The 23,971-nt window shown below is 49.2% G+C and carries 26 protein-coding genes and 1 riboswitch; of the genes, 7 read left to right on the top strand and 19 right to left on the bottom strand.

The window, feature by feature from the left end:
- Positions 1 to 330 precede the first annotated feature (330 nt).
- Positions 331 to 642 carry a metal-sulfur cluster assembly factor gene (locus tag FFM82_RS02550; protein ID WP_137644301.1) on the bottom strand — a complete coding sequence of 104 codons (312 nt, stop codon included), beginning with the start codon at positions 640 to 642 and terminating at the stop codon, positions 331 to 333.
- A gap of 852 nt (positions 643 to 1,494) precedes the next feature.
- On the opposite strand from FFM82_RS02550, the gene FFM82_RS02545 reads away from it, so the two are divergent.
- Positions 1,495 to 2,415 (top strand): aldo/keto reductase, encoded by a 921-nt coding sequence (locus FFM82_RS02545; RefSeq protein ID WP_137644300.1) that lies wholly within the window; start codon positions 1,495 to 1,497, stop codon positions 2,413 to 2,415.
- Positions 2,416 to 2,475: 60 nt separating this feature from the next.
- Here the strand turns inward: FFM82_RS02545 and FFM82_RS02540 are convergent, their stop codons facing one another.
- Together FFM82_RS02540 and FFM82_RS02535 are read right to left on the bottom strand one after the other, a co-directional pair.
- A complete protein-coding gene (locus tag FFM82_RS02540) occupies positions 2,476 to 2,766 on the bottom strand; it encodes a hypothetical protein (RefSeq protein WP_137644299.1) in 291 nt (96 codons plus the stop codon).
- A 4-nt stretch (positions 2,767 to 2,770) separates the two neighbouring features.
- Complete coding sequence (locus FFM82_RS02535) at positions 2,771 to 3,016, bottom strand: YdeI/OmpD-associated family protein (RefSeq protein ID WP_137644298.1); 246 nt, start codon at positions 3,014 to 3,016, stop codon at positions 2,771 to 2,773.
- A gap of 155 nt (positions 3,017 to 3,171) precedes the next feature.
- On the opposite strand from FFM82_RS02535, the gene FFM82_RS02530 reads away from it, so the two are divergent.
- Positions 3,172 to 3,600, top strand: a complete 429-nt coding sequence (locus FFM82_RS02530; RefSeq protein WP_137644297.1) for a hypothetical protein — start codon at positions 3,172 to 3,174, stop codon at positions 3,598 to 3,600.
- A gap of 90 nt (positions 3,601 to 3,690) precedes the next feature.
- Here the strand turns inward: FFM82_RS02530 and FFM82_RS02525 are convergent, their stop codons facing one another.
- Both FFM82_RS02525 and FFM82_RS02520 read right to left on the bottom strand, forming a co-directional pair.
- Positions 3,691 to 4,023 (bottom strand): hypothetical protein, encoded by a 333-nt coding sequence (locus FFM82_RS02525; protein WP_137644296.1) that lies wholly within the window; start codon positions 4,021 to 4,023, stop codon positions 3,691 to 3,693.
- A 426-nt stretch (positions 4,024 to 4,449) separates the two neighbouring features.
- Complete coding sequence (locus FFM82_RS02520) at positions 4,450 to 6,117, bottom strand: BCCT family transporter (protein WP_137644295.1); 1,668 nt, start codon at positions 6,115 to 6,117, stop codon at positions 4,450 to 4,452.
- An 810-nt stretch (positions 6,118 to 6,927) separates the two neighbouring features.
- On the opposite strand from FFM82_RS02520, the gene FFM82_RS02515 reads away from it, so the two are divergent.
- Positions 6,928 to 8,757 carry a heavy metal translocating P-type ATPase gene (locus FFM82_RS02515; RefSeq protein ID WP_137644294.1) on the top strand — a complete coding sequence of 610 codons (1,830 nt, stop codon included), beginning with the start codon at positions 6,928 to 6,930 and terminating at the stop codon, positions 8,755 to 8,757.
- Positions 8,758 to 8,828: 71 nt separating this feature from the next.
- Here FFM82_RS02515 and ade read toward each other — a convergent pair whose 3' ends face one another.
- On the bottom strand, positions 8,829 to 10,523 hold the full coding sequence (gene ade / locus FFM82_RS02510; protein WP_137644293.1) for an adenine deaminase: 1,695 nt from the start codon (positions 10,521 to 10,523) through the stop codon (positions 8,829 to 8,831).
- Between the two features lie 64 nt (positions 10,524 to 10,587).
- Positions 10,588 to 10,686: riboswitch (purine riboswitch) on the bottom strand.
- Positions 10,687 to 10,830: 144 nt separating this feature from the next.
- Here ade and FFM82_RS02505 point away from each other — a divergent pair.
- Positions 10,831 to 11,946: an SIS domain-containing protein gene (locus tag FFM82_RS02505; RefSeq protein WP_137644310.1), complete on the top strand. Its 1,116-nt coding sequence runs from the start codon at positions 10,831 to 10,833 to the stop codon at positions 11,944 to 11,946.
- Positions 11,947 to 13,233: 1,287 nt separating this feature from the next.
- Here the strand turns inward: FFM82_RS02505 and nhaC are convergent.
- Positions 13,234 to 14,664 (bottom strand): Na+/H+ antiporter NhaC, encoded by a 1,431-nt coding sequence (nhaC, locus tag FFM82_RS02500; protein ID WP_137644292.1) that lies wholly within the window; start codon positions 14,662 to 14,664, stop codon positions 13,234 to 13,236.
- Between the two features lie 557 nt (positions 14,665 to 15,221).
- Between nhaC and FFM82_RS02495 the strand changes: the two genes are divergently transcribed.
- Positions 15,222 to 15,722 (top strand): phosphatidylglycerophosphatase A family protein, encoded by a 501-nt coding sequence (locus FFM82_RS02495; RefSeq protein WP_137644291.1) that lies wholly within the window; start codon positions 15,222 to 15,224, stop codon positions 15,720 to 15,722.
- Between the two features lie 125 nt (positions 15,723 to 15,847).
- On the opposite strand, the gene FFM82_RS02490 is transcribed toward FFM82_RS02495, so the two are convergent.
- Together FFM82_RS02490 and FFM82_RS02485 are read right to left on the bottom strand one after the other, a co-directional pair.
- A complete protein-coding gene (locus FFM82_RS02490; protein ID WP_137644290.1) occupies positions 15,848 to 16,252 on the bottom strand; it encodes a Spx/MgsR family RNA polymerase-binding regulatory protein in 405 nt (134 codons plus the stop codon).
- A gap of 210 nt (positions 16,253 to 16,462) precedes the next feature.
- Positions 16,463 to 16,837: a DUF488 domain-containing protein gene (locus FFM82_RS02485; RefSeq protein ID WP_137644289.1), complete on the bottom strand. Its 375-nt coding sequence runs from the start codon at positions 16,835 to 16,837 to the stop codon at positions 16,463 to 16,465.
- A gap of 39 nt (positions 16,838 to 16,876) precedes the next feature.
- Here FFM82_RS02485 and FFM82_RS02480 point away from each other — a divergent pair, with 39 nt between their 5' ends.
- Entirely contained in the window at positions 16,877 to 17,515 is a 639-nt protein-coding gene (locus FFM82_RS02480; RefSeq protein ID WP_137644288.1) for a DNA-3-methyladenine glycosylase, read from the top strand.
- A 179-nt stretch (positions 17,516 to 17,694) separates the two neighbouring features.
- On the opposite strand, the gene FFM82_RS02475 is transcribed toward FFM82_RS02480, so the two are convergent.
- The 9 genes from FFM82_RS02475 to FFM82_RS13500 form a co-directional block, all read right to left on the bottom strand.
- Positions 17,695 to 17,970 (bottom strand): type II toxin-antitoxin system RelE family toxin, encoded by a 276-nt coding sequence (locus FFM82_RS02475; protein WP_137644287.1) that lies wholly within the window; start codon positions 17,968 to 17,970, stop codon positions 17,695 to 17,697.
- Between the two features lie 2 nt (positions 17,971 to 17,972).
- Positions 17,973 to 18,200, bottom strand: coding sequence for a type II toxin-antitoxin system RelB family antitoxin (gene relB / locus FFM82_RS02470; protein ID WP_137644286.1), 228 nt, complete (start codon positions 18,198 to 18,200; stop codon positions 17,973 to 17,975).
- A gap of 176 nt (positions 18,201 to 18,376) precedes the next feature.
- Positions 18,377 to 18,700, bottom strand: coding sequence for a hypothetical protein (locus FFM82_RS02465; RefSeq protein WP_137644285.1), 324 nt, complete (start codon positions 18,698 to 18,700; stop codon positions 18,377 to 18,379).
- An 84-nt stretch (positions 18,701 to 18,784) separates the two neighbouring features.
- Complete coding sequence (gene mutY, locus FFM82_RS02460; RefSeq protein ID WP_225425588.1) at positions 18,785 to 19,894, bottom strand: A/G-specific adenine glycosylase; 1,110 nt, start codon at positions 19,892 to 19,894, stop codon at positions 18,785 to 18,787.
- 59 nt (positions 19,895 to 19,953) lie between these two features.
- The gene (locus FFM82_RS02455; protein ID WP_137644284.1) at positions 19,954 to 20,322 is read right to left on the bottom strand and encodes a hypothetical protein; all 369 of its coding nucleotides are present in this window, start codon (positions 20,320 to 20,322) and stop codon (positions 19,954 to 19,956) included.
- Between the two features lie 32 nt (positions 20,323 to 20,354).
- Positions 20,355 to 20,861 (bottom strand): putative immunity protein, encoded by a 507-nt coding sequence (locus tag FFM82_RS02450; RefSeq protein ID WP_137644283.1) that lies wholly within the window; start codon positions 20,859 to 20,861, stop codon positions 20,355 to 20,357.
- A gap of 203 nt (positions 20,862 to 21,064) precedes the next feature.
- Positions 21,065 to 21,508 carry an Hsp20/alpha crystallin family protein gene (locus FFM82_RS02445; protein WP_137644282.1) on the bottom strand — a complete coding sequence of 148 codons (444 nt, stop codon included), beginning with the start codon at positions 21,506 to 21,508 and terminating at the stop codon, positions 21,065 to 21,067.
- A 97-nt stretch (positions 21,509 to 21,605) separates the two neighbouring features.
- Positions 21,606 to 21,944, bottom strand: coding sequence for a hypothetical protein (locus tag FFM82_RS02440; protein ID WP_137644281.1), 339 nt, complete (start codon positions 21,942 to 21,944; stop codon positions 21,606 to 21,608).
- A gap of 131 nt (positions 21,945 to 22,075) precedes the next feature.
- Positions 22,076 to 22,222, bottom strand: a complete 147-nt coding sequence (locus FFM82_RS13500) for a hypothetical protein (protein ID WP_170178181.1) — start codon at positions 22,220 to 22,222, stop codon at positions 22,076 to 22,078.
- 166 nt (positions 22,223 to 22,388) lie between these two features.
- On the opposite strand from FFM82_RS13500, the gene FFM82_RS02435 reads away from it, so the two are divergent.
- Positions 22,389 to 23,027, top strand: a complete 639-nt coding sequence (locus FFM82_RS02435) for an SDR family oxidoreductase (RefSeq protein WP_137644280.1) — start codon at positions 22,389 to 22,391, stop codon at positions 23,025 to 23,027.
- Positions 23,028 to 23,272: 245 nt separating this feature from the next.
- Here FFM82_RS02435 and FFM82_RS02430 read toward each other — a convergent pair whose 3' ends face one another.
- Positions 23,273 to 23,890, bottom strand: coding sequence for a uracil-DNA glycosylase (locus FFM82_RS02430; protein WP_137644279.1), 618 nt, complete (start codon positions 23,888 to 23,890; stop codon positions 23,273 to 23,275).
- Positions 23,891 to 23,971 lie beyond the last annotated feature (81 nt).

Below are 23,971 nucleotides of genomic sequence, written 5' to 3'. Positions count from 1 at the left end.
CAGTTTTAAAAATCAAAAGCGTAAGCAAATAGGACGAGAAACCAAAATTCGGTTTCTCGTCCTATTTGCTTATACAGAGGCTAGTTATGTCACAGCCCCTTTCCTACGATTAGTCAAGCCCGGATAGTGGAAACTTTCCGCCTTGCCGGTTGGTCCTTAACACGGTCTCGCGGAATAAACGGCAACGTTCAATCTTTGGTTCCACATATGCCATTGTAATTCAAAAAGATCCGTAAAGCTGTTTTGGGCTTTACGGATCTAATCTTAGTATGCTTCGTCTCCGAACAAAAGATAGTTGAAACGTTCACCAACTACCCCTGTTTTGCCACCTTAATGTAGCCCCAATTGTAAGCGGGCTTCCCGTGACATCATGTCCTGATTCCAAGGTGGATCAAAGGTGATTTCAATTTCGATTTCTTTGACCCCCGGTAACTTGATCAACGCGTCATGGATCGCGTCGGCCAGCCATTCGGTCAGCGGGCAGCCAACCACCGTTAGGGTCATGGTGACGTTCGCCACCCCGTCAGCACTTAACGTCGCGTCGTAAATCAGGCCTAGACTAACTAAGTCCACGCCCAACTCCGGATCGATAACCGTGCCCAGGGCTGCGTACGCCTGTTTTTTAAAAGTTGATTCACTCATTTTCTCGCCCCCTATTCACTCACGTTGACTTAAGTCTATTATACCGAACCGGTGCCAAAATAACAGGTCGGATAGGTGGCAGTAACCGCGTCAGATCAACGTTTAAAAATATTTTAAAAAAGTGGGTGTTTTCTATTGCAAGCGCTTACAAATGCTGGTAGTATACAAGGTGAGGAAAGGAATTAATCCTCATTAGCAAAGCTTCTCAATGCGATTGGGGCTACCGCTTGAAATTAGGTAGCTAGTACCACCGTTAGGGTCGTTATCAAAACCGTTTTTAGCGTCAGCGTTATCGGTCTAATGATAGTCGGGAGACACGCACTGGATGACTGAACGTTTACCCTTGAATAAAAGATAACCGCACCAATAATTGGCATTTGCACGACCATCAGATTTTAACTTTTCAAGTTGGAAACAGGTGTCACCAATGACCAGTTTTAAGTTCCACTAGTACCAGTTCCATTGTAGACTCAGGTTTTAAAAGTTTAAGCGGAGGTGCATGTCTGTTACGAAGACATTACCAAGTATTAAACGCGAGCTCGACTTTCGTTAAAACCCGTCGAACGAGTCGCAATCAAGTATAGCTTTACTTTTGATCGGCTAAAGCAGATAGATACAGTAAATACGGGTTAGTCCGCTAGAAGTTGGACACGCGTAAAATTGAATAGCATGAAGGTGTAATGTATTAAGAACACTGAACATTTCTTTCTTGCTAATCAGGATTATTCCTCATAAGTAGGACTCGAGTTGAGAAGCCTTGGGTCCTATTTTTTTTGCGCAGTTTTTGCAATCGTTTACAGTGCCCCGCTGAACTCGTATACTTAGGGCAACTAGTCTTAAGGGGGATTCACTTTGAAAACACTTAATTTAGGTCACAGCGGCGTTCAGGCGTCGACCGTTGCCCTCGGCATCATGCGGATGGCACCGTTAACGGTCGCCCAGGCAACTCAGGTGCTCGACACCGCCGTCGACCTCGGCATCAACTACATCGATTCGGCCGACATTTATGGCGCCGGACAGTCATCCAGCACGTTCGGCCAAGCGTTGAAGCAAGCCAGCGTCAGCCGCGACCAACTCTTCATCCAGTCCAAGGGCGGCATCGTCTCAGGAAAACGTTACGACTTCTCCAAGCAACACATCTTAGCGGCTGTGGACGGCGAACTCCAACGGCTGGGCGTCGATTACCTAGATGCCTTCCTGCTCCACCGTCCCGACGCTTTGATGGAACCAGAAGAAGTCGCCGCCGCTTTTGATGACCTGCAAACAAGCGGTAAAGTTCGTCACTTCGGGGTCTCTAACTTCAACCCCGGCCAGGTCGACTTACTCCAATCAGCGCTCAGCCAGCGCTTGATCATTAACCAGCTCCAGTTCGGCATCATGCACACTAACGCCATCGACTTTGGGTTACACACTAACATGCAGGACGCCCGCAGTATCGATCACGACGGCGGTACTATCGAGTACGCCCGCCTGCACAAGATGACCATTCAAGCTTGGTCACCTTACCAGTACGGCAACTTTGAGGGTATCTTCCTGGACAACCCGAAGTTTCCGAAGCTAAACGCCGCCATGCAAGCCTTAGCTGACAACAAGCACGTCACGAAGAGTGCCATCGCAACTGCTTGGATCTTGCGCCACCCGGCCAAGATCCAGGTGATTCTGGGAACGATGAACCCGACCCACCTCGCGGAAAACGCCGCCGGGGCCGACGTGGCCTTAACCCGGCAGGAATGGTACGACATTTACTTTGCCGCCGGTAACGACCTACCGTAACCACTAACAATAAAAAGACGCCCCGTTTCGCTGGATTAATTAGCGCGACGGGGCGTCTTTTTATAACACTTTAATCAAGATACTTAGACTAATCATTAGTGCAAGCGCGTAGAAGCCTACTAGTCCCCACTGATCAAGTCGCAAGTGGTGCGGTTGCTGGCGGTACCAGTTCCAGCTATAAAATAAGAAGCAGCCCAAGCTGATTGGAAACAGCAACATCGTCCCAAACAGGCCCACGCTGTTGATTGCGCTGGGCACCCACCAACCGAAAACCATCAATCCGATCGGCACCGCAACTAGTAACGCGTTAATCAGCCATTCGAAGCCGTGTGGCCACTTTGATCTCGGCATCGGCTTATTCCTTAGGCCGGCTGTCGTAGGCCCGCTTGGACTTATAACCGGCCTTAAACACCGTCTTCATGACGTCAACGTGCCGTTGCTTAGTAGCTTCGGCCTTCACGCCAAAAATAAAGCGGGCCCATTCTCGTTGGTAACCGGGTGTCAATTGATCAAAAAAAGTCGTTAGTGTCGCGTCGTCCGTTAATAAGTCCCGAACCGCGGGGATATCCTTTTCGTAAAAACTTAGGGGCTGTGCTGCCATGTTAATTCCTCCTGTCTGTTAGGTCAATTTTACCTTAATTTACTGAAAATCCCCACCGATGGAGTTTTTATGTTTCGAATTTGTGCACAATTGCGCTATCATAAATAGTATAAGGAGTAAAATTCGACTATCATTGAAACAAAGGGAGCCCTGCCATGTCAAACTTCAACATTTCCCTCATCACTGCCGACCGCGCAAAAGGCATGCTGACCGAGTATAAGGACCAACGGAAAAATTCAATTCCCCATTTGGACCACCCCGGTCGCTACATCTTACCGGATTATAAATTAACCCGCCGGCGCGCAGCGTTTAAAATTCTTAAGCACACTTTCTTGACTCCCCACTATAAGTCTTACGTTGCCCTTGATTCCGATAACGGGCACACGTTATGGATGCGTAACTTTGGATCGTTGACCGAAGCGCTATTCTGGTTAGAAACTGGCCTTAAAATTAGCGATACGGATTCCCATTCCAACTACAAGCAGTGGGTCGCCAAGCACGGGGACGATATCGACGCGTTTAAAGACCTATTACGAGAACGTAAGAAATCGCAACTGAAAAAGGCGAAGAAAAAGGCAAAGTAACTAAGTGTCAAACACAGTAAAAAACCGGTTAACACGGTTCACGATGCGTGAACCAGTGCTAACCGTTTTTTTGATACCGTCACTAACTGATTAAAGTGAGCGGCGCTTAAACCCGCTCCAATTTGCGATGGCCGCAATAACTAATAACCCGAGTGCGATTACCCCCGCCTTCAACGGGTTGGTATCGTCATTTTGGGTATAACGTGCACTACGGCCAGTCTGATTCAACTTTGCCAGGCTCACCGTCGCCGCACCCGTTGCCGGTAGCAGTATTGGTGGCTTCTTAACTTCACGCACCATCACCCTGGTCGTTGCCGTTGTCGTCGGCGCAGTCGCCGCCGCGCTAGCGGGAATAGCGGTAGTTAGTGAAACAAATCCGGCGATGGTGGCTACTTCGGTGGCAATCTTAGTCAATTTCTTCATCAATAAAAGTCCCCTTTGATTACTTCGATTTTGAACTAACTAAAGCTAAAAACGGTTGCCCGTTGAACTGGTCAATCTCTCACCAACTAGTCGTACCGATTCTGTAATGCTCGCCTCGATACACCCCTAGTGTAGCGTGTCAACGTAAAGATTAATTGTCATTCGTGTAAAGTTTTCAGATGCTCGCAAAAAGAGACTGTGACATGAGTCACAGCCCCCAGTGTGTCTCCGAATATTGATAGCTAAAACGTGCGCCCAAAGTCAGTTGGCTCCGCTTACCCCCTAAGTTCAACAATCCAAGCCCCGAATTATTCACTCACGCCGTTAATGCTCACCAACTAACCGACTTTGGGCACACTCTAAAAAAATGACTGCCAGGAATATCCTGACAGCCATAGTTGAATCATTTAATGTTTAATTTTTCACTCAATCGGTCTCCTGAGCAGACTTGCGGTTAACCCGGCGCTCACGGGCGTAGTCGGTCGACGTCGTAATTTCGACGTCCCGTGCCAGCCGCTTGCGCCTTGCCAACTCAGCAGCCTTGGCCTTCGCCTTAGCCGCTTCCTTGACCGGATCGGTCGTCAGGTCATGATGGATCGAGTACAACAGAACCAACGCCACGATGGTCAGCGGGAAGCCGGACATCGCACAAATTGACTGAATCGACTCGAAGCCCCCGACCGTGACCAGTCCCAGTGAAAAGACCAGGAAGATCACGACCCAGCTCATCCGGTTGAAGCGACTTGGTTGTTGACCAGGCGCCAACTGTTTGCTGGTAAATGACGAAGTAATGAAGGCAAACGACGAAACGGTCGTCGCTAAGAAGATAAAGCATGACAAGCAGTAAAGTGCCAGCATAATCATCTTCAACGGTAAGGTCGATAAGACGGCCGCAATCACGGCAGCTTGCCCCTGGGTGTTTAAAATGTGGACCAAGTTAACGATCCCCATCTTTTGCAAGTACAGGGCGTAACCACCGAGCACCATGTAGAAGGTCACACAGCCAAGTGAGCCCCATAGCAGCATCCCACCGAGAACCTGGCGAATCGTCCGTCCGCGGGAAATCCGCGCGATGAACAAGCCCATGACCGGCATGAAGGATAACCACCAGCCCCAGTAGAAGATCGTTTGCCGCTGCATGGCAGTGGCCTGACCGTTCGGAGCGGTGTTGGTACTTAGGCTGATAAATTTGTTAATAAATAGCCCGATACTGTTCGTTTCTGAATTTAAAATGTATAAGGTTGGCCCAACTAATAAGACGACGATCAAGAAGCCAATCGCTAACCAAATGTGGGCGGAACTCAGACGGCCAATCCCCTTTTTCAAACCGTTGAAAACGGCGACCGCAAAGATGACGAACAATAACGCAAATAATCCTAATTTTAACGTCATCGTATCCGCAATCCCGGTTGCGGTACTTAAAACTCGTGAAATAACGGGGATTTCCATCCCGACGGAGGTCCCGACCCCACCCATAATTCCGATAATTACGAGTAGGTCGATCACGTTGCGGGCAATCTGCTTCCCCGTTCCGGGACCTTCTAAGACTGAAATGGCGGCACTAAGCCGTTGAACCTTGACATGCTTAACGTACATCGCGTAGGCAATCGCAATCGTGGCCGGCGCAAACATCATCCACGCCATCGGTCCCCAGTTGAACTGACCTAGCATATGCGCGTAGTTATACGCGGAAGTTGAAAACGGCTTTGCGCCGAATGACGGGCTTTGCAAGTAACGTAACGGGTCCACAATACTCAACATTAAAATGCTGGCATCGATCCCGGTTGCGTAAACCATACTACCCCAATGGAACGTTGAAAATTCGGGCTTATCCTTCGCACTCCCTAGCTTGGTCTTACCAAATTTACTAAAGGCTAGGTAAATGAAAAAGATAAACGTGATTACATATACTGACATATATAACCAGCTCATGTTGTTCGTTAACCAGTTCAAAATACCAGTCAATCCGTTTTCAAGCGAATGACCACCCATTAACAAAACAACCGAAGCAACGGCAAAAAGACCAATCGTAGGTAAATAAACCCACCAATCAATATTCTTACTTTTTAAAATAATAAACCTGCTACTGAGCATATACTCTCTATATTAATAAAATTCGTGGTTCTTCCTGCCAATCATTGCACTGGTAGTCCCCACGCGTTAATTTCCGACTAGCAATCGGTACATCCCCCCGGGTCAATTCCCGGAGCACTCAACACCCTGACTGAATCAGGTTTAATCGGCATTGTCCCGCAGACTCTGTTTGTGCTATCTCAAAATCCAGTAGCAGAATTTCCTTCTTTCCGTTGGTTGAATCTGCCGGACGCCATGCTGAAAAATTGTGTTCTTAATTGCATAATCGCGTTGGTGTTGATCGATAATTTAGCTTTGATTAGTGTTTCTAATTGTGACTATCGCCATAGCCACGCTTACACACCACGTAACGATTAATGGTTACATTTATCTTGCTAATGGATAACCCCCTTGATACATCAGATAAACGACCAGTAATGGTGTTGCGCCCAGCAAGTTTAAAATGGCGCCACCATGGTACAAAAAAACGCACAACAAGGGTAACGAATTACCACCTGTACAGCGCGCGACTGGTCTTATACAAATGCTGACTTCAGTATTTTCTGATATCTAATGTTCACATAATAGTATACTAGCATTAATTCAGATGTAAACTCTTGCCACTTATCGTGCTAAACACCGTTATGACGGCATTTGAAGCGGTTTTAATGTAAATAACCGTAATATTTTTCAAAAAAGTTTCACGATTTAATGACTAGAATTATTTTTACATTAGAATCATTCTTAACTGTTTCTTTTTTCGACGACTCATGCTATGCTTATCTTAAGATAATAAAAACGGTTACATTAACCACGGGGGAGGTCTTTTCAATGCGTCACTACTATAAATTAACCCTAACCGTCAGTGTTGGGATTATCGCGTTGATTTTACAGTTCGGCTTGCACTTACAACTCGCAGCCCAAGTAATCATTACCTTATGGGGGTCGGTGATGGCCCTGTCAATGCTGGTCGAAATGATCAAGACACTACGTTCTGGTAAGTACGGCGTGGATTTGCTCGCCATTACCGCCATCGTTGCCACCTTGGCCGTTAGCGAATACTGGGCCGGTCTGGTCGTCTTAATCATGCTGACCGGTGGCGATTCACTGGAAGACTACGCTGCCAAGCGTGCCAATACCGAATTAAAGGCGTTACTGGATAATTCGCCTCAAAGTGCGCACCGGCTGGAAGGCGACCAACTCGTCGACATCGACGTCGAGGCCGCCCAAGTTGGTGATCAGCTAGTTGTTAAACCGAGTGAGCTGGTACCAGTCGACGGTCACCTAATCGAGGGGAGCGCCCTATTCGACGAATCGTCACTGACCGGTGAATCCAAGCCGGTTGAAAAGCGGGTCGGTGACGACGTGATGTCCGGCGCGGTCAACGGCGATAGTGCCATCACGATGGTCGTCGACAAACTGGCCGCCGATAGTCAGTACCAACAATTAGTTAAGTTGGTGAAGGAATCCGAAGCCCGACCAGCCAAGTTTGTCCGCTTAGCCGACCGCTACGCCGTGCCGTTCACCCTGGTAGCTTACGTTATTGCGGGAATCGCTTGGGCACTCAGTGGTGACCCCCACCGCTTCGCCGAAGTTTTAGTGGTCGCTTCACCATGCCCGCTAATTTTAGCGGCCCCAGTGGCCTTAGTTTCCGGGATGAGTCGGACTAGCCGTAACGGGATCGTGGTCAAAACCGGGGACATGCTCGAAAAGATGTCACTGGCAAAATCAGCCGCGTTCGATAAGACTGGCACAATTACCAGTGGCCAGCTCAGTGTTCAGAAAATTGTCCCACAACCCGGCTTTACTGCTGAGCAGGTCCTGCACCTGGCCGCCAGTGCCGAACAAAATTCAAGTCACATTTTAGCGCGTTCCTTAGTTAAGTTTGCGGCCGGTACGCCGTTAAGCAGCGTCAGTGACCTTGCCGAAGTGACTGGTAACGGGATTACCGCAACGGTCGATCAACAAGTTGTAAAAGTCGGTAAACTGGCCTTTGTGGCGCCCAACAGTGACCACCAGCCCCTCGCCCAAACCGCCATTTACGTGGCCGTAGACGACCAGTACGCCGGTTACGTGACCTTCTTTGATAACGTCCGGCCGGAAGCGGCTGAAACCCTGGCCGCCCTCCACGCGGAAGGGGTTCGCAACGTGATGATGTTGACCGGCGATCAACGGGTCATCGCCGATAACATTGCCGAAAAAGTTGGTATCGACACCGTGGCCGCCGACCTACTCCCCGCCGATAAAATCGCCCACTTAAAAGCCGTTCCCAAAGCGGAGCGACCAATCATCATGGTCGGCGACGGGGTCAACGACGCGCCGTCACTAGCCGTCGCCGACGTTGGGATTGCCATGGGAGCCCACGGTTCAACCGCGGCTAGCGAATCCGCCGACGTCGTGATTTTAAAGGACGACCTGGGACGGGTCGTGACCGCCATTCAAATTGCGAAGGATACCATGCAAGTCGCAAAGCAGTCGGTTTGGATCGGTATCGCCATCTGTACGATTTTAATGCTGATCGCCAGTACGGGGATCATTCCGGCCCTGTTCGGTGCCATGCTCCAAGAAGTTGTTGATACCGTATCGATTCTTTGGGCACTACGGGCTTTGCGGGACCGGCCAAACGCCGCCGAACCTTCAACGCCGGCTCACGCCCACTAATTAAATGAGTTCATAAAAAGGACTAGTCGTTCAAAGCGTCAACTTTGAATGACTAGTCCTTTTAAGTGTTCTTACCGGACCGCGACCGGTCGTTCGGGCTGACAAACCGGAATGAAATCGAACTGTTCGTAGTCGAACAAACCGCGGGCCGTCAACTTTAACGTCGGGATCACCGGTAAAGTCAGAAACGATAAGGTGATGAACGGATCAAAGGTCACCGGTTGCGCACAGCTTTGCTGATAAGCCGTCCGTAATGCCGTTAATTGCTGACTAGCCTGCAGATACGAACCGTTCGATAATAGTCCACCGACCGCCAGCGGCATCGTCGCCAGCACCCGCTGCTCATCAGCTACGGCAATCCCCCCGTTGGTCCGGGTAATCTGGTCAATCGCACGCATAATGGCCGCGTCCGAGGTTCCAACGGCTACAATGTTATGGGCATCGTGCGCAACCGTACCGGCGACCGCGCCGTGCGTCATTTGAAAACCGTGGACCAAGCCCACGCCGACTTTGCCGGTATCGTGATGACGTTCAACGACCACCATCTTTAACACGTCCTGATCAACGTCAGCTTCAAAGTTAGCCGTTGGTGCCAGCCTTTTAACAAGGTGATCCGTTTCAATATGGTTCGGCTGGATTCCAATCACGTTGACCCGTTCGGTCGTAATCGGGAGTTTGAAGTCCGCAATGGTGGCGTGGTGGCGAACCCTCGTCGCGGTAAACGGTAGCGGCGTTGATACTGGCTCGTGGGTTACCCAGCGCCCGTCCTTCATCGTCTTGGCAATCGTCACGTTAGCCGGATCCGTTAAAACGACTAGGTCGGCCCGCTGACCAGCACTTAAACTACCGCGGTCACTCAAGCGGTGGGCCTGGGCCGCGTTATAACTCGCCAACGTGTAGGCTAATGCCGGCTGGAGTCCCGCCTGAATCGCCAACTTAACGTTATAGTCGATCGACCCCTCCGCCATTAAATCGGTAATGGTCTTATCATCAGTACAAAAGGCAAAGCGGTCCGCATTCGCCGTCGTCACCGCACCGACCGTCGCCAAGACGTCACGTTCAACGGTCCCTTCACGCAAAAAGACCCGCATCCCAGCGCGCACCCGGTCGAGGGCCTCTTTGACCGTCGAACATTCGTGGTCGGTATCTAAACCGGCGTTGACCATCACCGTTAACTGGTGCGGGTCCAACCCGGCAGCGTGGCCATCCGCGTGGCCGCCGTTAGCGTACGCGTCGTGAATCTTAGCCAACGTATCCCGATCACCACGCGCGACCGCGCCGTAATCCATCACTTCCGCTAACCCCCGTACTTCCGGTTCCGCGTAGAGCGGACGCAGGTCGGCAGCGTGGAGCGTTGCGCCGTTATCATCAAACGGCACGCACGGTACCGACGACGGTAACATGAAGAAAACGTCTAACGGTGTTTGACGCGCATCTTGAATCAGGTATTCGATACCGGCAATTCCGGCTACGTTTGCCAGTTCATGCGGGTCGGTGACGATCGCCGTCACCCCGTGTCTTAATAGCACCTTCCCTAACTCGCTGGGGGCCACCATCGAACTTTCCATATGGACGTGGGCGTCAATCATGCCGGGTACGATCCACTGACCGCGCGCATCGACCGTTTGGCGTGCCTGGTAAGGCTCATCCGTCAAATTACTAATGATCCGACCGTCATCGATCCAGAGGCTCGTCAATTCAAACTTGCGGGTAAACACGTTCAGCACCTGTGCGCCGGTAATCACCATATCAACTGTTTTCAAAATTATTCTCCTATCCGCCTACCGGAGAAAGCAAACGGGCCCGTACGGCAAATAGAGCAGTACGGACCCATCGACTCAATTCGCTTATAGTCCAGCATTTACGGTGCTGGGTAGAAACTCGCCATCCTTATCATGGCATTATATAGGCAATTAATTTTTTGGTTGTCGCTAACCTTAACAGATTCATTTTCGAAATGCAACTACGCGTTTTTTCGTTAAAAACCGCATATTGGTTCAAACCCCAACCTAAATGGGCTAAAATTAAGTCAATTCAAACTATCGTAAATTAACTAGGAGTTGATTAACCTTGATGATGCACAATCCGACCATGCTCTCCTACATTCGCCGTGAGCAGGCCGTTCTCGAACAACTGGTCGCCAGTTTCCCAACCCAAATCGACCAGGCAATGACCTCCGTCACTAAGGACGCCCAACACTGGGTAATCCTCGCCACGGGTTCCACCTACAATGCCGCCACGACCGCCCGCTTGTACATGCAAAAAATTGCGGGGCTGCAAGTCGACGTCCTCGCCGCGGACCAGTACCTCACTTACGAACCGACCAACCCCAACATTGACGTCCTTATCGGCATCAGCCTGTCCGGTGAAAGCCAAACCATCCGGGCCGCCATGCGTAAGGCTGAAGCGGTCAGCCACGCCTACACGATTGCCTTAACGGCCCAAGCCGACTCGGCACTGGCCAACAACTGCCAAGCCGCCTGCGACCTCCTGACCGGTAAAGAAACCATCCCGTTCATCACCCTGAGCTTTCAAGCCATCGTCCAAACGTTGATGCTCCTCGCACTAAAACAGGCCGCCAACAGTGACTTACTAACCGATTTACAAACTAACCAGGAATTAGACGACTTCAGCCTACTGATTGAAAAAATGAACTACACGGTTCAACAAGCCAACGACTTCTACCGCAAGTTCACGATCGACTTTACCAACGCGCCCGAATTCACCGCAATCGGCGCCAGCGTCCTTGCCGGCACCCTCGCCGAAATGCAAACCAAGTTCACCGAAATCATGCGGGTGCCGTCACGCGGCTACACCCTCGCTGAATTCACTCACAGCGGCTACCTTGGCATTCACGAGCACCAACGCCAATTCTACGTCGAACTCAATACCGACCAGGCCGTCATGGATCAACTCCAAGCCGTCAAAGACTATGAAATGCGGCTCACCCCGCACATCTACACCATCAGCCTAACCGGTACGACCCCAACCCTAAACGACGAGCAGACACTCCAACTGACCGCCGTCGAAGACCCGTACAAGGCACCGCTCTTAGCAGTTATTCCGTTCCAAGTTCTCGCCTGGTACATCGCTAAGTCCAAGGGAATCAACCTCAACCACCCGGTCTTCACCGACTTCCACGACCAAGTCAATAACCAAGAAGACCTACTCAAAATCAATCACGATTAATGCTCGCCGAGTTCACCAGTCATTCTGGTGAACTCGTTTTGTTTTAAGTGGCCTAGCTTAAAGTACCGCTAACACGCCGGTCCACTCCGCCGACACGAAAGCAAGGCTGTGGGCACGCTTAGAAGCCAATTCACAACCACTTATATTTAAAAAATTACTACTGTACCTACGTAAAAGTTCAAAATATTTTGGAAATACCGTTAACACGCCGGTCCGCTCCGCCGACACGAAAGCAAGGCTGTGGGCACGCTTGAAAGCCAATTCACACCCCGAATTGTCTCCCAAGACGGCCTTGTTGTAAGTCGCCAAATAACGGTGACCAACAACAATCTCACAGCCATGTTTCGAAGGGCTCCGGGACCTCAATCACAGAACGTCAACTGATAACTTGTCAGATTTAATGAACTAATCGCGCAGTTGCTTATACAGTTCATTAATCCCTAGTCTTCTAAAATCAGATCAATTTAGAATTCATTGATACCTGCTATTAATTCAGTAACTATGGATAGATGCTAGGCAGATTTCGAAACATTGATTTTTCTAAATAGCATCCACCATTCAATAATCGATTACCGAACTAACTCAATCCATTCATACAAATTAACTCATTACCGCCCGCCAACGACCAGTTCAAGCCTGTAGGGAAAGCGGGAACAGTCCCAGCGGTGAAATTTCACTTGGTCGCCGTCCTTTGGCGAGTTAGTGAAAGCCCGGTGGTTAAGACCTGATTTTTGGGCTTAGCCCCGTGGCCACCGCGTTCCGGACTGATTTCCGCTGACCGGAAGGCTGACAAGTGAACACTAGCTTGGAATCGAGCTGAAAGCATTTAATTAAGTGTGGTTTTTCTTCCGTTTAGTAACGCCAAAGTCAAACTATTACCTGGTAATGCTGGCAGCGAGCTTTCCAATTGATTCGCATCAATAAAATTTAACCATTAACAGCCCGCCAACGACCGCTTCAAGCCTGCAGGGAAAGCGGGAACAGTCCCAGCGGTGAAATTTCACTTGGTCGCCGTCCTTTGGCGAGTTAGTGAAAGCCCGGTGGTTAAGACCTGGGTTGTGGGCTTAACCCCGTGGCCACCGCGTTCCGGACTGATTCCCGCTGACCAGAAGGCTGGCAAGGGAATGCTAATTTGGAATCGAGCTAAACTTATTTAATTAAGGACTGTCGCTCTCCCGTTTAGTAACGCTAAGTTCAGAATATTATCCCCTACTGTTGGCAATGCTTTATCCGCTAGTCCCAAGCTAAATAAAAACCACCCGTTCTAAGAAGCGGGTGGTTGCTAGTTTAATTGGCTTGAGAAGCTTGGAGCGCTTTTTTAGTCCGGCTGGCCGTGGCGCCTAAGTGGCTGATACCGATTCCGGTGAAGCCGCTGATGACGGAGATGATCGGGCAAAGTAGACTAAAGAAGGTAAATGGTAAGTAGTCGACGGTTGGAACGCCCAGTGTGGTGGCTAAGAAGACCCCACCGACACCCCACGGAACGAGGTAGTTGATGACGGTCCCGCCGTCTTCAAGCACCCGACCGAGGGCTTGGCCGGCTAAGCCGCCGTCATTGAAGGCTTTGCGGAAAGCTCGGCCTGGTAAGATGATTGAAAGGAACTGTTCGCCGACAAAGACGTTGACGCCGATACAAGTGAGAATTCCGGCTAAAATGAGTTTGCCGTCGGTGTTAAGCCGCTTGGCAACCGGGGTCATGACTTGACTGATGAGGCCGAACTTAACGAGTAAGCCCCCGAGTGACAGCGTGACAACGATCAAGGCGACCATGCTCATCATGCTAACGATGCCGCCACGTGAGAGTAAGGTGTCAACACTGGTGTTGCCGGTTTTGGAAACGAAGCCGGTGTTGATGATACTGGTTAACTTGGCCATTGAAATACCGGGTTGTTCAAATAAAATTAAGCCGGCGGAAACGAAGATGTTTAAGAGCATGGTTGGGATGGCGGGCATTTTAAAGCCGGCACAAACGAAGACTAAGACAATTGGTAACAACGCTAAGGCGGAAACGTTGAAGTTTTGGCTTAAGACCGTAACCGTCTGGTTGATTTTAGCCAAGCTAACGTTAGTATTGCCGTGACCCAAAATGGCAAAGAGTCCTAAGCTGATGGCGCCAGCTGGGACGGTGCTCCACAAAATGTGTTTGATGTGGGCAAATAAGTCCGTATCGACCACGGCGGAGGCTAAGTTATTGGTTTCGGAGAGTGGCGATAACTTATCGCCGAAGACGCCACCACTGATAATGGCACCGGCGACTAACGCCGGGTTTAAGTTCATCGTGACCCCCATCCCGAAGAAGGCAATCCCGACGGTGGACGTCACCGTAAAGGCACTCCCGACCGCGGTACCGACCAACGTACAAACGATGAAGACTGAGGGTAAGAACCACTGAACGTTGATCAGCTTAAAGCCGATGACCATTAAAGTTGGAATTGTCCCGGCCGCGATCCAAGTCGAAATCATGGCACCGATTAAAATAAAGATAAAAATTGGAACGATACCTTTGTCGATACCTTCTTTAATGCCGGCGTTAACGGCTGGCCAGGGAAAGCCACGCAACATGGCCCAAGCGGTAACGACACCCATTGCCAGTAAAACCGGTACTTGGGGTGACAGGCCGAAGCCAATGACGCCCAGGCTCATAATGCCTAAAACGACTAGTAAAACAATTGCTGCTTCTAACGTGCTAACTTGTGGGGTACTCGTTTCTTTTTTCATTTGCTAACTCCTCTTTTTGGCTGAATCGACGACCAACAACCAAGTTCAGTCCTAATATCGAGCTAAGCCACCACACCGTTTCATTGTCATCCTAATCATCCTCTTCATTTGAATTTTTAATAAAAAAATCGTCCCCGTTGTTCATTCAGAACAACAGGGACGATTAGACTAGTCGCGGTACCACCCAGGTTGAGAATTGCCGACGGTGCACAATTCCCCACTCACTAGAAGATAACGGTTCTAGTTATTACCCGTTCAATCGAAACTCGGTTACCGTATTTCAACTACAGTTCCTGATCGGTTCGCAGCAACCACCGACTTCCTGACACCCAAAACTGCACCTACTTGATGTAACGTTTAACGTTCGTTTATTAACTTGTGTCTAACAATACCACCAACATTTTTAATCGTCAAGCAATTGTTTTAATCTTTTTATCATAAAATAATCAATCCGACGACGAACGAATTAATATTCTTTTCCACACCCGACTCGTATAATTGACTTAGTTAGTTGGCCGGTTTGCCTTACTAACCACCGACAATTTGGAGGGATTACATTGGACGATCAAAGTTTTAAGTATCCAGACAAGGCTGCTTACGAATTCGTGAGTCACGCCTTAGCTGCTAAGGGCATCACCTACAAGGAAATTGCGGAAATCACCTACAACTTACAAGTAAAGTACGTGCCCCAACTCACGGTTGCGGAGTGCGAGGCCGAGACTAAGGAAGTGCTTCATAAACGTGAACTGCTCAATAACGCGATGGTCGCACTGGAACTCGACCGACTCGCAACCGAGGGTCAGCTAAAGGAACCACTGCAATCAATCGTGGCCAACGACGCTGGCGTTTTCGGCGTTGACGAAGGGCTGGCACTGAACATGGCCAACATTTACGGTACGATTGGGGTCACCAATTACGGGTACGTTGACAAGGTCAAAGAAGGCATTATCAAACGTTTAGACGAAGACAAATCCGGCTCGGTCAATACCTTTATTGACGACTTAGTGGGTGCGATTGCGGCGGCGGTGGCTGCAAAGATTGCGCATAAATACGCATAGATTGACAAACAATTCAAAAGGCAACTACCTGCGCTCATCAGTTTTTGAGGGCAGGTAGTTGCCTTGGTTTTACATTTTAATTGGTTTTCCCAAAACTACGGCGGCTACTCTTAAAGCCAGTAGTTCTAAGCCATTTGATGGCTTTCCATCGCGCGCATCTTCAAAATTCGCTGTTCGCGAGGAATAAACATCCGAATTTCATCCTGGTTAAAGCCACATAGTAAGCGGTGATCATCAAAAATTATCGGGCGACGTAGCAGTTGTGGTGTCTGACTCAAGACCTTAACCGCCTCACTCAACGGCATGTCTTCAATCGGTGTCGTCTTACTGAGTTGGTGATACGCATTCGACTTGGTACTAATTAAATCGTCGATGCCATCATACGTATACTGTAGCAAATGCTTGATTTCGGCTTCCGTCAGTGGCTGAGCATTCATATTCCGTTCATGAAACGGAATCCGGTGCTCCAATAGCCAACGATGGGCTTTGCGACAACTTGCGGTACTTGGTAACACACATAAGTTAATCATAATATTATCCCCAATCTTGCTTGCCTAACAATGCAACCCCCATTATTGTGCACTGTAATAGTTGACGTCATTAATTAGCACCATCATCATAGCAGAAAAGCCTTATGATTACTAGCTTTTTCAGGTAAATAAATAAAATAATTTGATGTCCGCAGTTTAGCGTTGGTTTAACCGCCGAAATATCTATACCAGTATTAGCTTATTTATATATTAGTTTTCCGGTAACTTGCCACTGGCTTCCAAGTACGCTTTAAGGACGACCGCCTGGTTATGTTGCTCATCCTTAGCCCCGAAGAGTAAAATAACGTTAGTAGTCTTTAACTGGGTAGCCACCTGCTTGATGAAGTCGGCCGTAATCGGGTTGGCATCCAATTCAGCGCGGTACTTCTTCACAAATTCCGGATATTTTTCAACGTCGTGGTTGAACCAGCGCCGCAGTTCGGTTGACGGGCCAATCTCTTTGACCCAGTCATCCAAGTGGGCGTTCACTTTCGAAATACCGCGTGGCCACAACCGGTCAACCAGTAGCCGGTAGCCATCTAAATCAGCGGGTTTCGTATAAATGCGTTCAAGTTTTAACAACATTTCAACATCTTCAATCTTTTAGAATTAGAGGGATCTATTTTGACAACAACTAACTTTGCGACCGCCAGTTTCTTCACCGGCCGGCCAACGACTGAAATCGCCAAAGCGCTCCTCGGGTCAACTTTATTATACCGCAGTTCCAATGGGCTTACCGGTGGGTTGATCGTTGAAGCCGAGGCCTACTTAGGTACCAACGACACCGCGGCTCACGCCTATAACGGTCGGCGGAGTAAATTTACCGAACCGCTGTACCGTGAGGCCGGCACCCTGTACATCTACCAATTACGTGCCAACCTCTTGTTCGACGTCGTCACCCAACCGGCGGAAACGCCGGAAGGGGTCTTAATTCGTGCCATCGAGCCGACTCACGGCACCGACCAGATGCTCGCGAACCGCGGTAAATCCGGGGTCCAGGTTTCCAACGGTCCCGGTAAACTGACCCAGGCACTTGGCATCCGTGATCAAACGGATAATTTAAGCCTGATCGATGATAGTCCCTTCACCATTAGTCTAGCAGAAACCCGGCAGCCCCGCCAAATTCTGGCAGTACCACGGGTTGGTGTCAATCCGGACGCGGCCAGCGGACAACTGCCGCTCCGCTTTATTGTGGCGGGTAACCCCTACATCAGTGATAGTCGTAAACGTGACTGGCGCGATGACCATGGGTGGACGGAATAAAGTGCCAGCCAACCATTAAATAAGATTTAGGATACGATTGTCTCGTAAAAGTTAACGAATAACCATTGCGTTCCCATCCGTTAATTTTTACGGGATTTTTACATTGATTGATCAGTCAAAAATATTTATTGATCAAACATTTCTCTCTATATAAGAAAGCACCGACTCCTTAGTCGGTGCTATTTTTGCTTGTACACATCATTGCGTTTACCCGCCTTAATGACTTCAACCAAAAAAATGCCATCCTGGATATCAGCAATTATCCGATAGCTGCCCACTCGATAACGCCAAAGCGTGCTAAACTCCCCCTTGAGCGCTTTACCCCAAATACGGGGATTATCGGCACCTTCAATATGGCTACCCAGCCATTTGATAATTCCAATTTGAACCGGTTTATCAAAATTCGTTTTAAAATCTTTGAAAGCTTTTTGATTAAATGACCAAGTATATTTCATGATCAAAGGCCTAACTGCTTTTTAACATCTTCACGAGAGCTAGTTTGACCATGTGCTGCGCGAATATTTCTGATTGCGTCCCGGTAGTCAAGACTGTCTTCAAGTTTTTCTAATATCGCCCGACGCATAAAATCAGTGGCAGTTTGTCCATCCAATTTAGCCTGCTTATGAATTAAATTAAGGACATCTTCATCAAAACGGATCGTGGTTGATTTAGTAACTGTTTTCATTACCAGAACCTCCCTACTTGTGTAGTAGAATTATATCGCAGAAAGAATGCAAATGCGTTCTATCCCACCCGAATCCCGTTTTTTCAAAAACCAGCTAATAAATCACGATTTTAGCACGTGCTATCGAGAAAAAAATCCGGTTACTGGTACGCACCAGTAACCGGATCATTGATCGGTTAACCCTCACCAACCACAACTTCAACCTGCCCGCGTTTGGGCACAAAGTTGATGCCATAAATCGGTTCACGGAGTACTTTTTCGTATTCTTCCAACACGTCGTTCGGTAACGGGGTGTGCTCACTCAACTCCCGCAGGAGGTCGTCGACGGCGTAGACTTCACCCATATCAATGAAGATCCGCATGTTACTAACGACGTCGTTTAAGAGCGCGGTCAGGATCGCGTTCGGCTTGCCGTTACCGTCCGTGACGACCACTTGGTTACTATCGACTTCCTTATGATCAATTTTAGTTAGCTTAACAATGTCAAAAACGTTCAGCATCCCGTCGTCCTCCATTAATTTTCTTAAGTTTGCTATATTTTACCACACCGCGGCAAAATCGAAACCTAAAGTGTTGGCGCTTACTTACAACTCGATGCCGGCGCGGTCAAAAATTTTCGCTTGAACTTTGGGAATCGGCAGTTGCGCCAACGCTGATGGGGCAACACTTTGACCCGCAAAGTAGGCTAAATCAGCCGGGGTCACGGTGGCCGCAACCAGCTGAATTGTCCATTTTTGGTGAGTAAACGTATGGGTGACTGCTCGTAAGTCCAACTGGTTAACCTGAACGTCCAGTCGGCTGTCGTGTTTAAAGCGGGCCGTAATTGCCGCACGAAGTTCATCGAAATCACGCGGGTTTTCTAAATCCAAATCATCTAGTTTAATCAGGGGAACCGTCCACAGATTCGCCAGCATGCCGTTACTCGGTCGCTGGGTCATCAACCACTGCTCACCCATCCGTGCTAGGACCGCCACGTACGCCACCGGTTTAGGTCGCGGCTTCTTGGTCTTAACCGGGTATTGCAATTCATCACCATCTAAGTAGGCCTGGTTAAAGCGGCGAACCGGCGAATGCGCACTGTCCGGCTGGCGGGCCGTCATGTAACTGGACCCCAAGTCCATAATTGCTTGGTTAAAGTCACCCGGTCGCTCGCGCGGAATAATCCGAGCAATGACTTGTTCAAACAGCTTACGGGTCTGGGGCTTAGCAATGTCCGCATCAATCTTTAATAGCCGGCTAAAGACGCGGTAGGCGTTCCCATCGACGGCGGGAACCGGCTGATTAAAGGCAATGCTCGCAATCGCCCCGGCCGTGTACGGCCCAATTCCCGTCAATTGCGTCAATTCAGCCGCGGTTTGTGGCCACTGCCCGTCGTAGTCGGCTAGTAACTGACGGGCACAGCGTTGCATGTTGCGCACCCGCGAATAGTAGCCCAGTCCCTGCCATGCCTTGAGTAAGCGCTCTTCCGGGGCGTTCGCCAACGCCGTCACGGTCGGGAACCAGTCCATGAAGCGCTGGTAATAGGGAATCACCGTTTGGACCTGGGTTTGTTGCAACATTATTTCTGAGACCCAGACGTGGTACGGGTCGTGGTCGTGGCGCCAGGGCAGATCACGGCCTTCTTGGTCAAACCAATTCAGTAACGTGGTCTGAAAATCTTTAATCGTCACGTCATCCCATTCAATCGTAAGCAATTCCTCCTTGTCAAAAAAACGCCACGTACCCCGCAACGGGGCCGTGGCGTCACCAATAATTAGTTTAAGGTTCCTACTAGATCCACGAGGGTCTTTTCGTAGTGGTCGGTCACACTCTCGTCCTGGAAATCAGCGTTGAACACGGCCAACGTTAAATATTCCGGGTACTTCAAGATGACACCGGCTAACCGTTCGTGCGTTTCCGGGTATTTTTGATCTTCGTTATTTAAAATATCTAAACTTGCTTGGTAGCAGACGTTTGCTAAGAACAAATAGTCCACAAAATAATTAAATCCGGGCTCGTTTTTTAATTTGAAATGCGCCCCAACATCGACCGTTTCAGTAATATTGTCTAAATACTTAGTCACTATTTCTTGATATTGCCGAAGTAACTCCACCTTAGCTTTTGCGTGTACCGCTGTTGCCATGCTCAATCCCACCTAACTTTTCTCTATGGGAATTATAACATATGCCGCAACCCCTGCTGAATATTCTCAGCCAAACCAGCCAGTTGTGCGTACTGCCAGCGCCGTTCCGCACTGACCGCGACCTGGTTGTTTGGTTGGGTTAAGTTGACCAACTTAATGGCTAAATCGGAGGCCCGCAGCGCGTTTTCATCCGCGTCGGCCGAAGCGACCGCCCAGCGAACACATTCAATTGCGGTCGCCCCGATTGAGCTCGTACTGTTCGCCTGTAGCGCGGCCAACCTGGTCAACGCCTGGCGAACTTGATATACCGTCACCAAGTTAACTTGCCAAAGTTCATTGGCGTCAATTGCCAAGCGCAGTTTCCGATCATACTTTTGTTGATCGTCCACGTACTGTAACGCCTTCTTAGCAATAATCAGCGCCCATTTTGCGAGTTGCTGTTGTGAGAGTTCACCCGTTAAGGCTTCGATGTCGGCCCGTATTCCAGGGTCATCATCAATCGATATTTTAGGGTGACTCGGTCTAAAACCTTCCGTCATCACGCATTCCTACTTTCTTAATCAATCCGACAACAATTCCACGTTCACAACGAACGCGACTGGCAATTCCTCCAGTAACTTTAGATTGTACCAGATTTTTATAAATTTTGTGTTAATTATCCTTATTCTGTCTGTAAAACTTTTTGTCGTAAAAAACCGGCGGTCGGGATAATTCCCCCGACTGCCGGCCGTTTAGCTACCGTTTACTGAATTTCAATGTGATGGGTATCGGCCGCCGCCTTCTTCGGCAACGTCAACTGTAAGACCCCGTTTTCGTAACGGGCTTCAATCTTATCCACGTCAACGTCTGGCAGTGAATACTGGCGACCAAAGCGCCCGGAACGGCGTTCACTGGCAATCACGTTGCCGTCCGCGTCACTTTCATCATCGAAACTATCGCGCTTAACGGCCAATGATAACGTCCCATCGCGATACTTCAACGCAATGTCTTTTTTATCAATACCGGGAACGTCGATCTTCATCACGTACTGTTCATCGTTTTCTTTAATATCCGTCTTTAAAACCAAGCCGTTGTTGGCAACGTTCCAAAATGAGCGTCCCAAACCGTTGACCAAGCCATCAACCTTGGATAGGTCGTTAAAACGATCAAATAAATCATTATGCCAATTTAACATATCGTTAGCCATCTATAATCATCCTTTCAACTTATCTACACTATTAATGATAGGCGCTTCAACAACAATTTCAAGAATTTAGCACTCCATCTATCCGAGTGCTAAATCCCTACTTAACGCCGTAACGCGCCATATCGACCGGAATCACCCGCACAACTTTGTGCGGTGTGATCGTCAAGTTACGGGTCGTTGTCTGGCGCGGCCAGCTCGAGCGCGGTCGGTCTGCTAATTCGATTCCCACTAACTCCCGAACCCGCGTTAAGATGTCAGTCGCTCCGTACGCGTTGTCCCCCTGATTCAACGACGTTTGTAACATTGTTAATTCCACTTGCAAATGGTGATCATGGCAACTAAAAGTTGTCGGTATGAACACCACGTCGGCGCCACTAACGGTTTCCGTCCGCAGCGCATGATCTAACTCGTCAATAAAATGGCTAAATTCATCCATTTTTGCCACCCCCCATGGTTAGTCACATTATACTGCAAGCGGTGTCAAAAATGAACGCCAGTTTAATTGCAAAAAAAAGACTAGCTACCAAAGATTGGTAGCTAGCTTCATAACACTAAGCATGCAACTCACTAGTTGTCTTGTGACAACTTTTTAGCATCTTGGTCGATGGTTTCAAAACCGGAAACCCCGCTCTTCTTCTTTGGATGCTTTGCACGTTCTTCTTCGGCTTTTTGAATCATAGCCTTTTTTTGTTCCTTGCTAAGCTTTTGTGCCATGAAAATCGCCTCTTTTGTTTTGGTGTACCGGAGTCGAACTTCGATACAAGTCCATTATAGGACTAATTTTAAAAAGTGACATAATTTTGACCCACTTTTTTTGAAACCGTTCACTTGCATTCTGTAATCATTAGATTTACAGTTAAATTGTTTAGGAGGAGATTACATGACAAACGTACTGATTCTAGGGGCTGCCGGCCAAATTGCCCGGCTAGCTGAAAGCCAATTTTTAGCTGACGACCGCTTTAAACTGACACTTTACTTACGTCGTTCACAGCGGGTCGCCAACTTGAAATCCGACCGGGTCGCCATTGTCGACGGCGACGTGACCGATGAAACGAAGTTGGAAAAAGCAATGGCGGGTCAAGACATCGTTTACGCTAACTTAGCCGGTCAAAACATCCAGCAACAGGCCGAAACGGTGGTCAGCGCCATGCACGCAACCGGCGTTAAGCGGGTCATCTGGATTTCGACGCTTGGTATCTACGACGAAGTTCCGGGTAAATTCGGGCAGTGGAATAACCAAACGCTCGGCGACTACCTCACTCGCTACTACGACGCGGCCCAGGTCCTCGAAACTTCCGATTTAGATTACACCATCATCCGACCGGCTTGGCTGACGAATAAGGATGAAATTGATTACGAAACCACGCAACGACACGATCCGTTCAAAGGGACCGAAGTTTCCCGTAAAAGCATCGCGGCGTTAGTCGTCAAGTTGGCGCAAACTCCAACCGAAGGCGTCCGCGCCTCACTCGGAGTCAACAAACCGAATACCGACGGTGACAAGCCCGCTTGGTATTAACTCACAAAACGACATTCTTAAGGGGCTGTGACATTAGTCACAGCCCCTTGTGTGTTTCCGGATATTGATAGTCGAAACGTGCGCCAAAAGTCAGCTGGCTCCGCTTAACCCCGTAAGTCCAACAATCCAAGCCCAGGATTATTCGCCTTACGCCGTTATGCTCACCAACTAACCGACTTTTGTCACACTCTCTTTTTTTTTCGAATCACCAGTAACCTCACGCAACAAAAACCACGCGCGGCCTATTAATGTAAATACCGGTTTAACGTTGCTAAGTCCGCCGCCACCGCCGGCCGGACCTTCTTAAAGCGACGGGCGTAGGACGGGTGAAATAGCGGAAAGATTCGGTATGGGGCACTCGTTAGCTCAAATCGTTGCCGCGACGCATTCCAATAACGAATCGGCTGATTCAGTAATTGACCATGAACCGCGCTAATTTTAACTTTCGGCCCTAGCAACCGCTGCAAGCCGGTGTTACCCAGCGGAACGAGCAAGTGTCCCGCGAGCGCCCGTAGTTCCGCATCCAATAACGGCGCACTAGCACTAATTTCTGCTTGGGTCGGGCGCCGGTCACGCTTTAACCCGGTCGGACCGAGCTGATACGGTCGCGACCGAACCGCCCCGGTCAAGTAGAGCTGGTCGCGGGTCAGCCCCAATTCTGCGAACCACTGGTCGAGTAACTTTCCGGCCGGGCCCTGAAACGGGTGGCCAACTTCGACTTCCTTTTTACCAGGCGCTTCGGAAATCACCACGAACGCCGGGTCAACGGCCCCCTCACCCGGCACAAAACCTTCCAAGTGTTCGAATTGTAACGGTAAGGCCCGCCCCTGCTGGATTTGGGCGGCTGTAAGTAGTGTTGCCACGGTTGACCATCCCCTCTGCTTAAATTAACCTCATTATAACAAAACAGGGCTGCGACCTTATGCCATTTTGGATAAGGGCCT

The organism is Lactiplantibacillus plajomi, from assembly GCF_005405405.1.
Classification (GTDB): Bacteria; Bacillota; Bacilli; order Lactobacillales; family Lactobacillaceae; genus Lactiplantibacillus; species Lactiplantibacillus plajomi.
Note: the sequence above shows the minus strand (reverse complement) of the source record. Positions and strands in the feature narration are given on the sequence as shown.

Coding starts and splice junctions, on each gene's coding strand:
- FFM82_RS02535 (WP_137644298.1), bottom strand. CDS start 3,016: ATGGCAGCACAGCCCCTAAGTTTTTACGAAAAGGATATCCCCGCGGTT.
- FFM82_RS02465 (WP_137644285.1), bottom strand. CDS start 18,700: ATGCTGAACGTTTTTGACATTGTTAAGCTAACTAAAATTGATCATAAG.
- FFM82_RS02455 (WP_137644284.1), bottom strand. CDS start 20,322: ATGGCAACAGCGGTACACGCAAAAGCTAAGGTGGAGTTACTTCGGCAA.
- FFM82_RS02540 (WP_137644299.1), bottom strand. CDS start 2,766: ATGCCGAGATCAAAGTGGCCACACGGCTTCGAATGGCTGATTAACGCG.
- FFM82_RS02520 (WP_137644295.1), bottom strand. CDS start 6,117: ATGCTCAGTAGCAGGTTTATTATTTTAAAAAGTAAGAATATTGATTGG.
- FFM82_RS02490 (WP_137644290.1), bottom strand. CDS start 16,252: ATGATTAACTTATGTGTGTTACCAAGTACCGCAAGTTGTCGCAAAGCC.
- FFM82_RS02475 (WP_137644287.1), bottom strand. CDS start 17,970: ATGAAATATACTTGGTCATTTAATCAAAAAGCTTTCAAAGATTTTAAA.
- nhaC (WP_137644292.1), bottom strand. CDS start 14,664: ATGAAAAAAGAAACGAGTACCCCACAAGTTAGCACGTTAGAAGCAGCA.
- FFM82_RS02435 (WP_137644280.1), top strand. CDS start 22,389: ATGACAAACGTACTGATTCTAGGGGCTGCCGGCCAAATTGCCCGGCTA.
- FFM82_RS02505 (WP_137644310.1), top strand. CDS start 10,831: ATGATGCACAATCCGACCATGCTCTCCTACATTCGCCGTGAGCAGGCC.
- FFM82_RS02445 (WP_137644282.1), bottom strand. CDS start 21,508: ATGGCTAACGATATGTTAAATTGGCATAATGATTTATTTGATCGTTTT.
- FFM82_RS02550 (WP_137644301.1), bottom strand. CDS start 642: ATGAGTGAATCAACTTTTAAAAAACAGGCGTACGCAGCCCTGGGCACG.
- FFM82_RS02450 (WP_137644283.1), bottom strand. CDS start 20,861: ATGACGGAAGGTTTTAGACCGAGTCACCCTAAAATATCGATTGATGAT.
- relB (WP_137644286.1), bottom strand. CDS start 18,200: ATGAAAACAGTTACTAAATCAACCACGATCCGTTTTGATGAAGATGTC.
- FFM82_RS02485 (WP_137644289.1), bottom strand. CDS start 16,837: ATGTTGTTAAAACTTGAACGCATTTATACGAAACCCGCTGATTTAGAT.
- FFM82_RS13500 (WP_170178181.1), bottom strand. CDS start 22,222: ATGGCACAAAAGCTTAGCAAGGAACAAAAAAAGGCTATGATTCAAAAA.
- FFM82_RS02530 (WP_137644297.1), top strand. CDS start 3,172: ATGTCAAACTTCAACATTTCCCTCATCACTGCCGACCGCGCAAAAGGC.
- FFM82_RS02515 (WP_137644294.1), top strand. CDS start 6,928: ATGCGTCACTACTATAAATTAACCCTAACCGTCAGTGTTGGGATTATC.
- FFM82_RS02440 (WP_137644281.1), bottom strand. CDS start 21,944: ATGGATGAATTTAGCCATTTTATTGACGAGTTAGATCATGCGCTGCGG.
- FFM82_RS02525 (WP_137644296.1), bottom strand. CDS start 4,023: ATGAAGAAATTGACTAAGATTGCCACCGAAGTAGCCACCATCGCCGGA.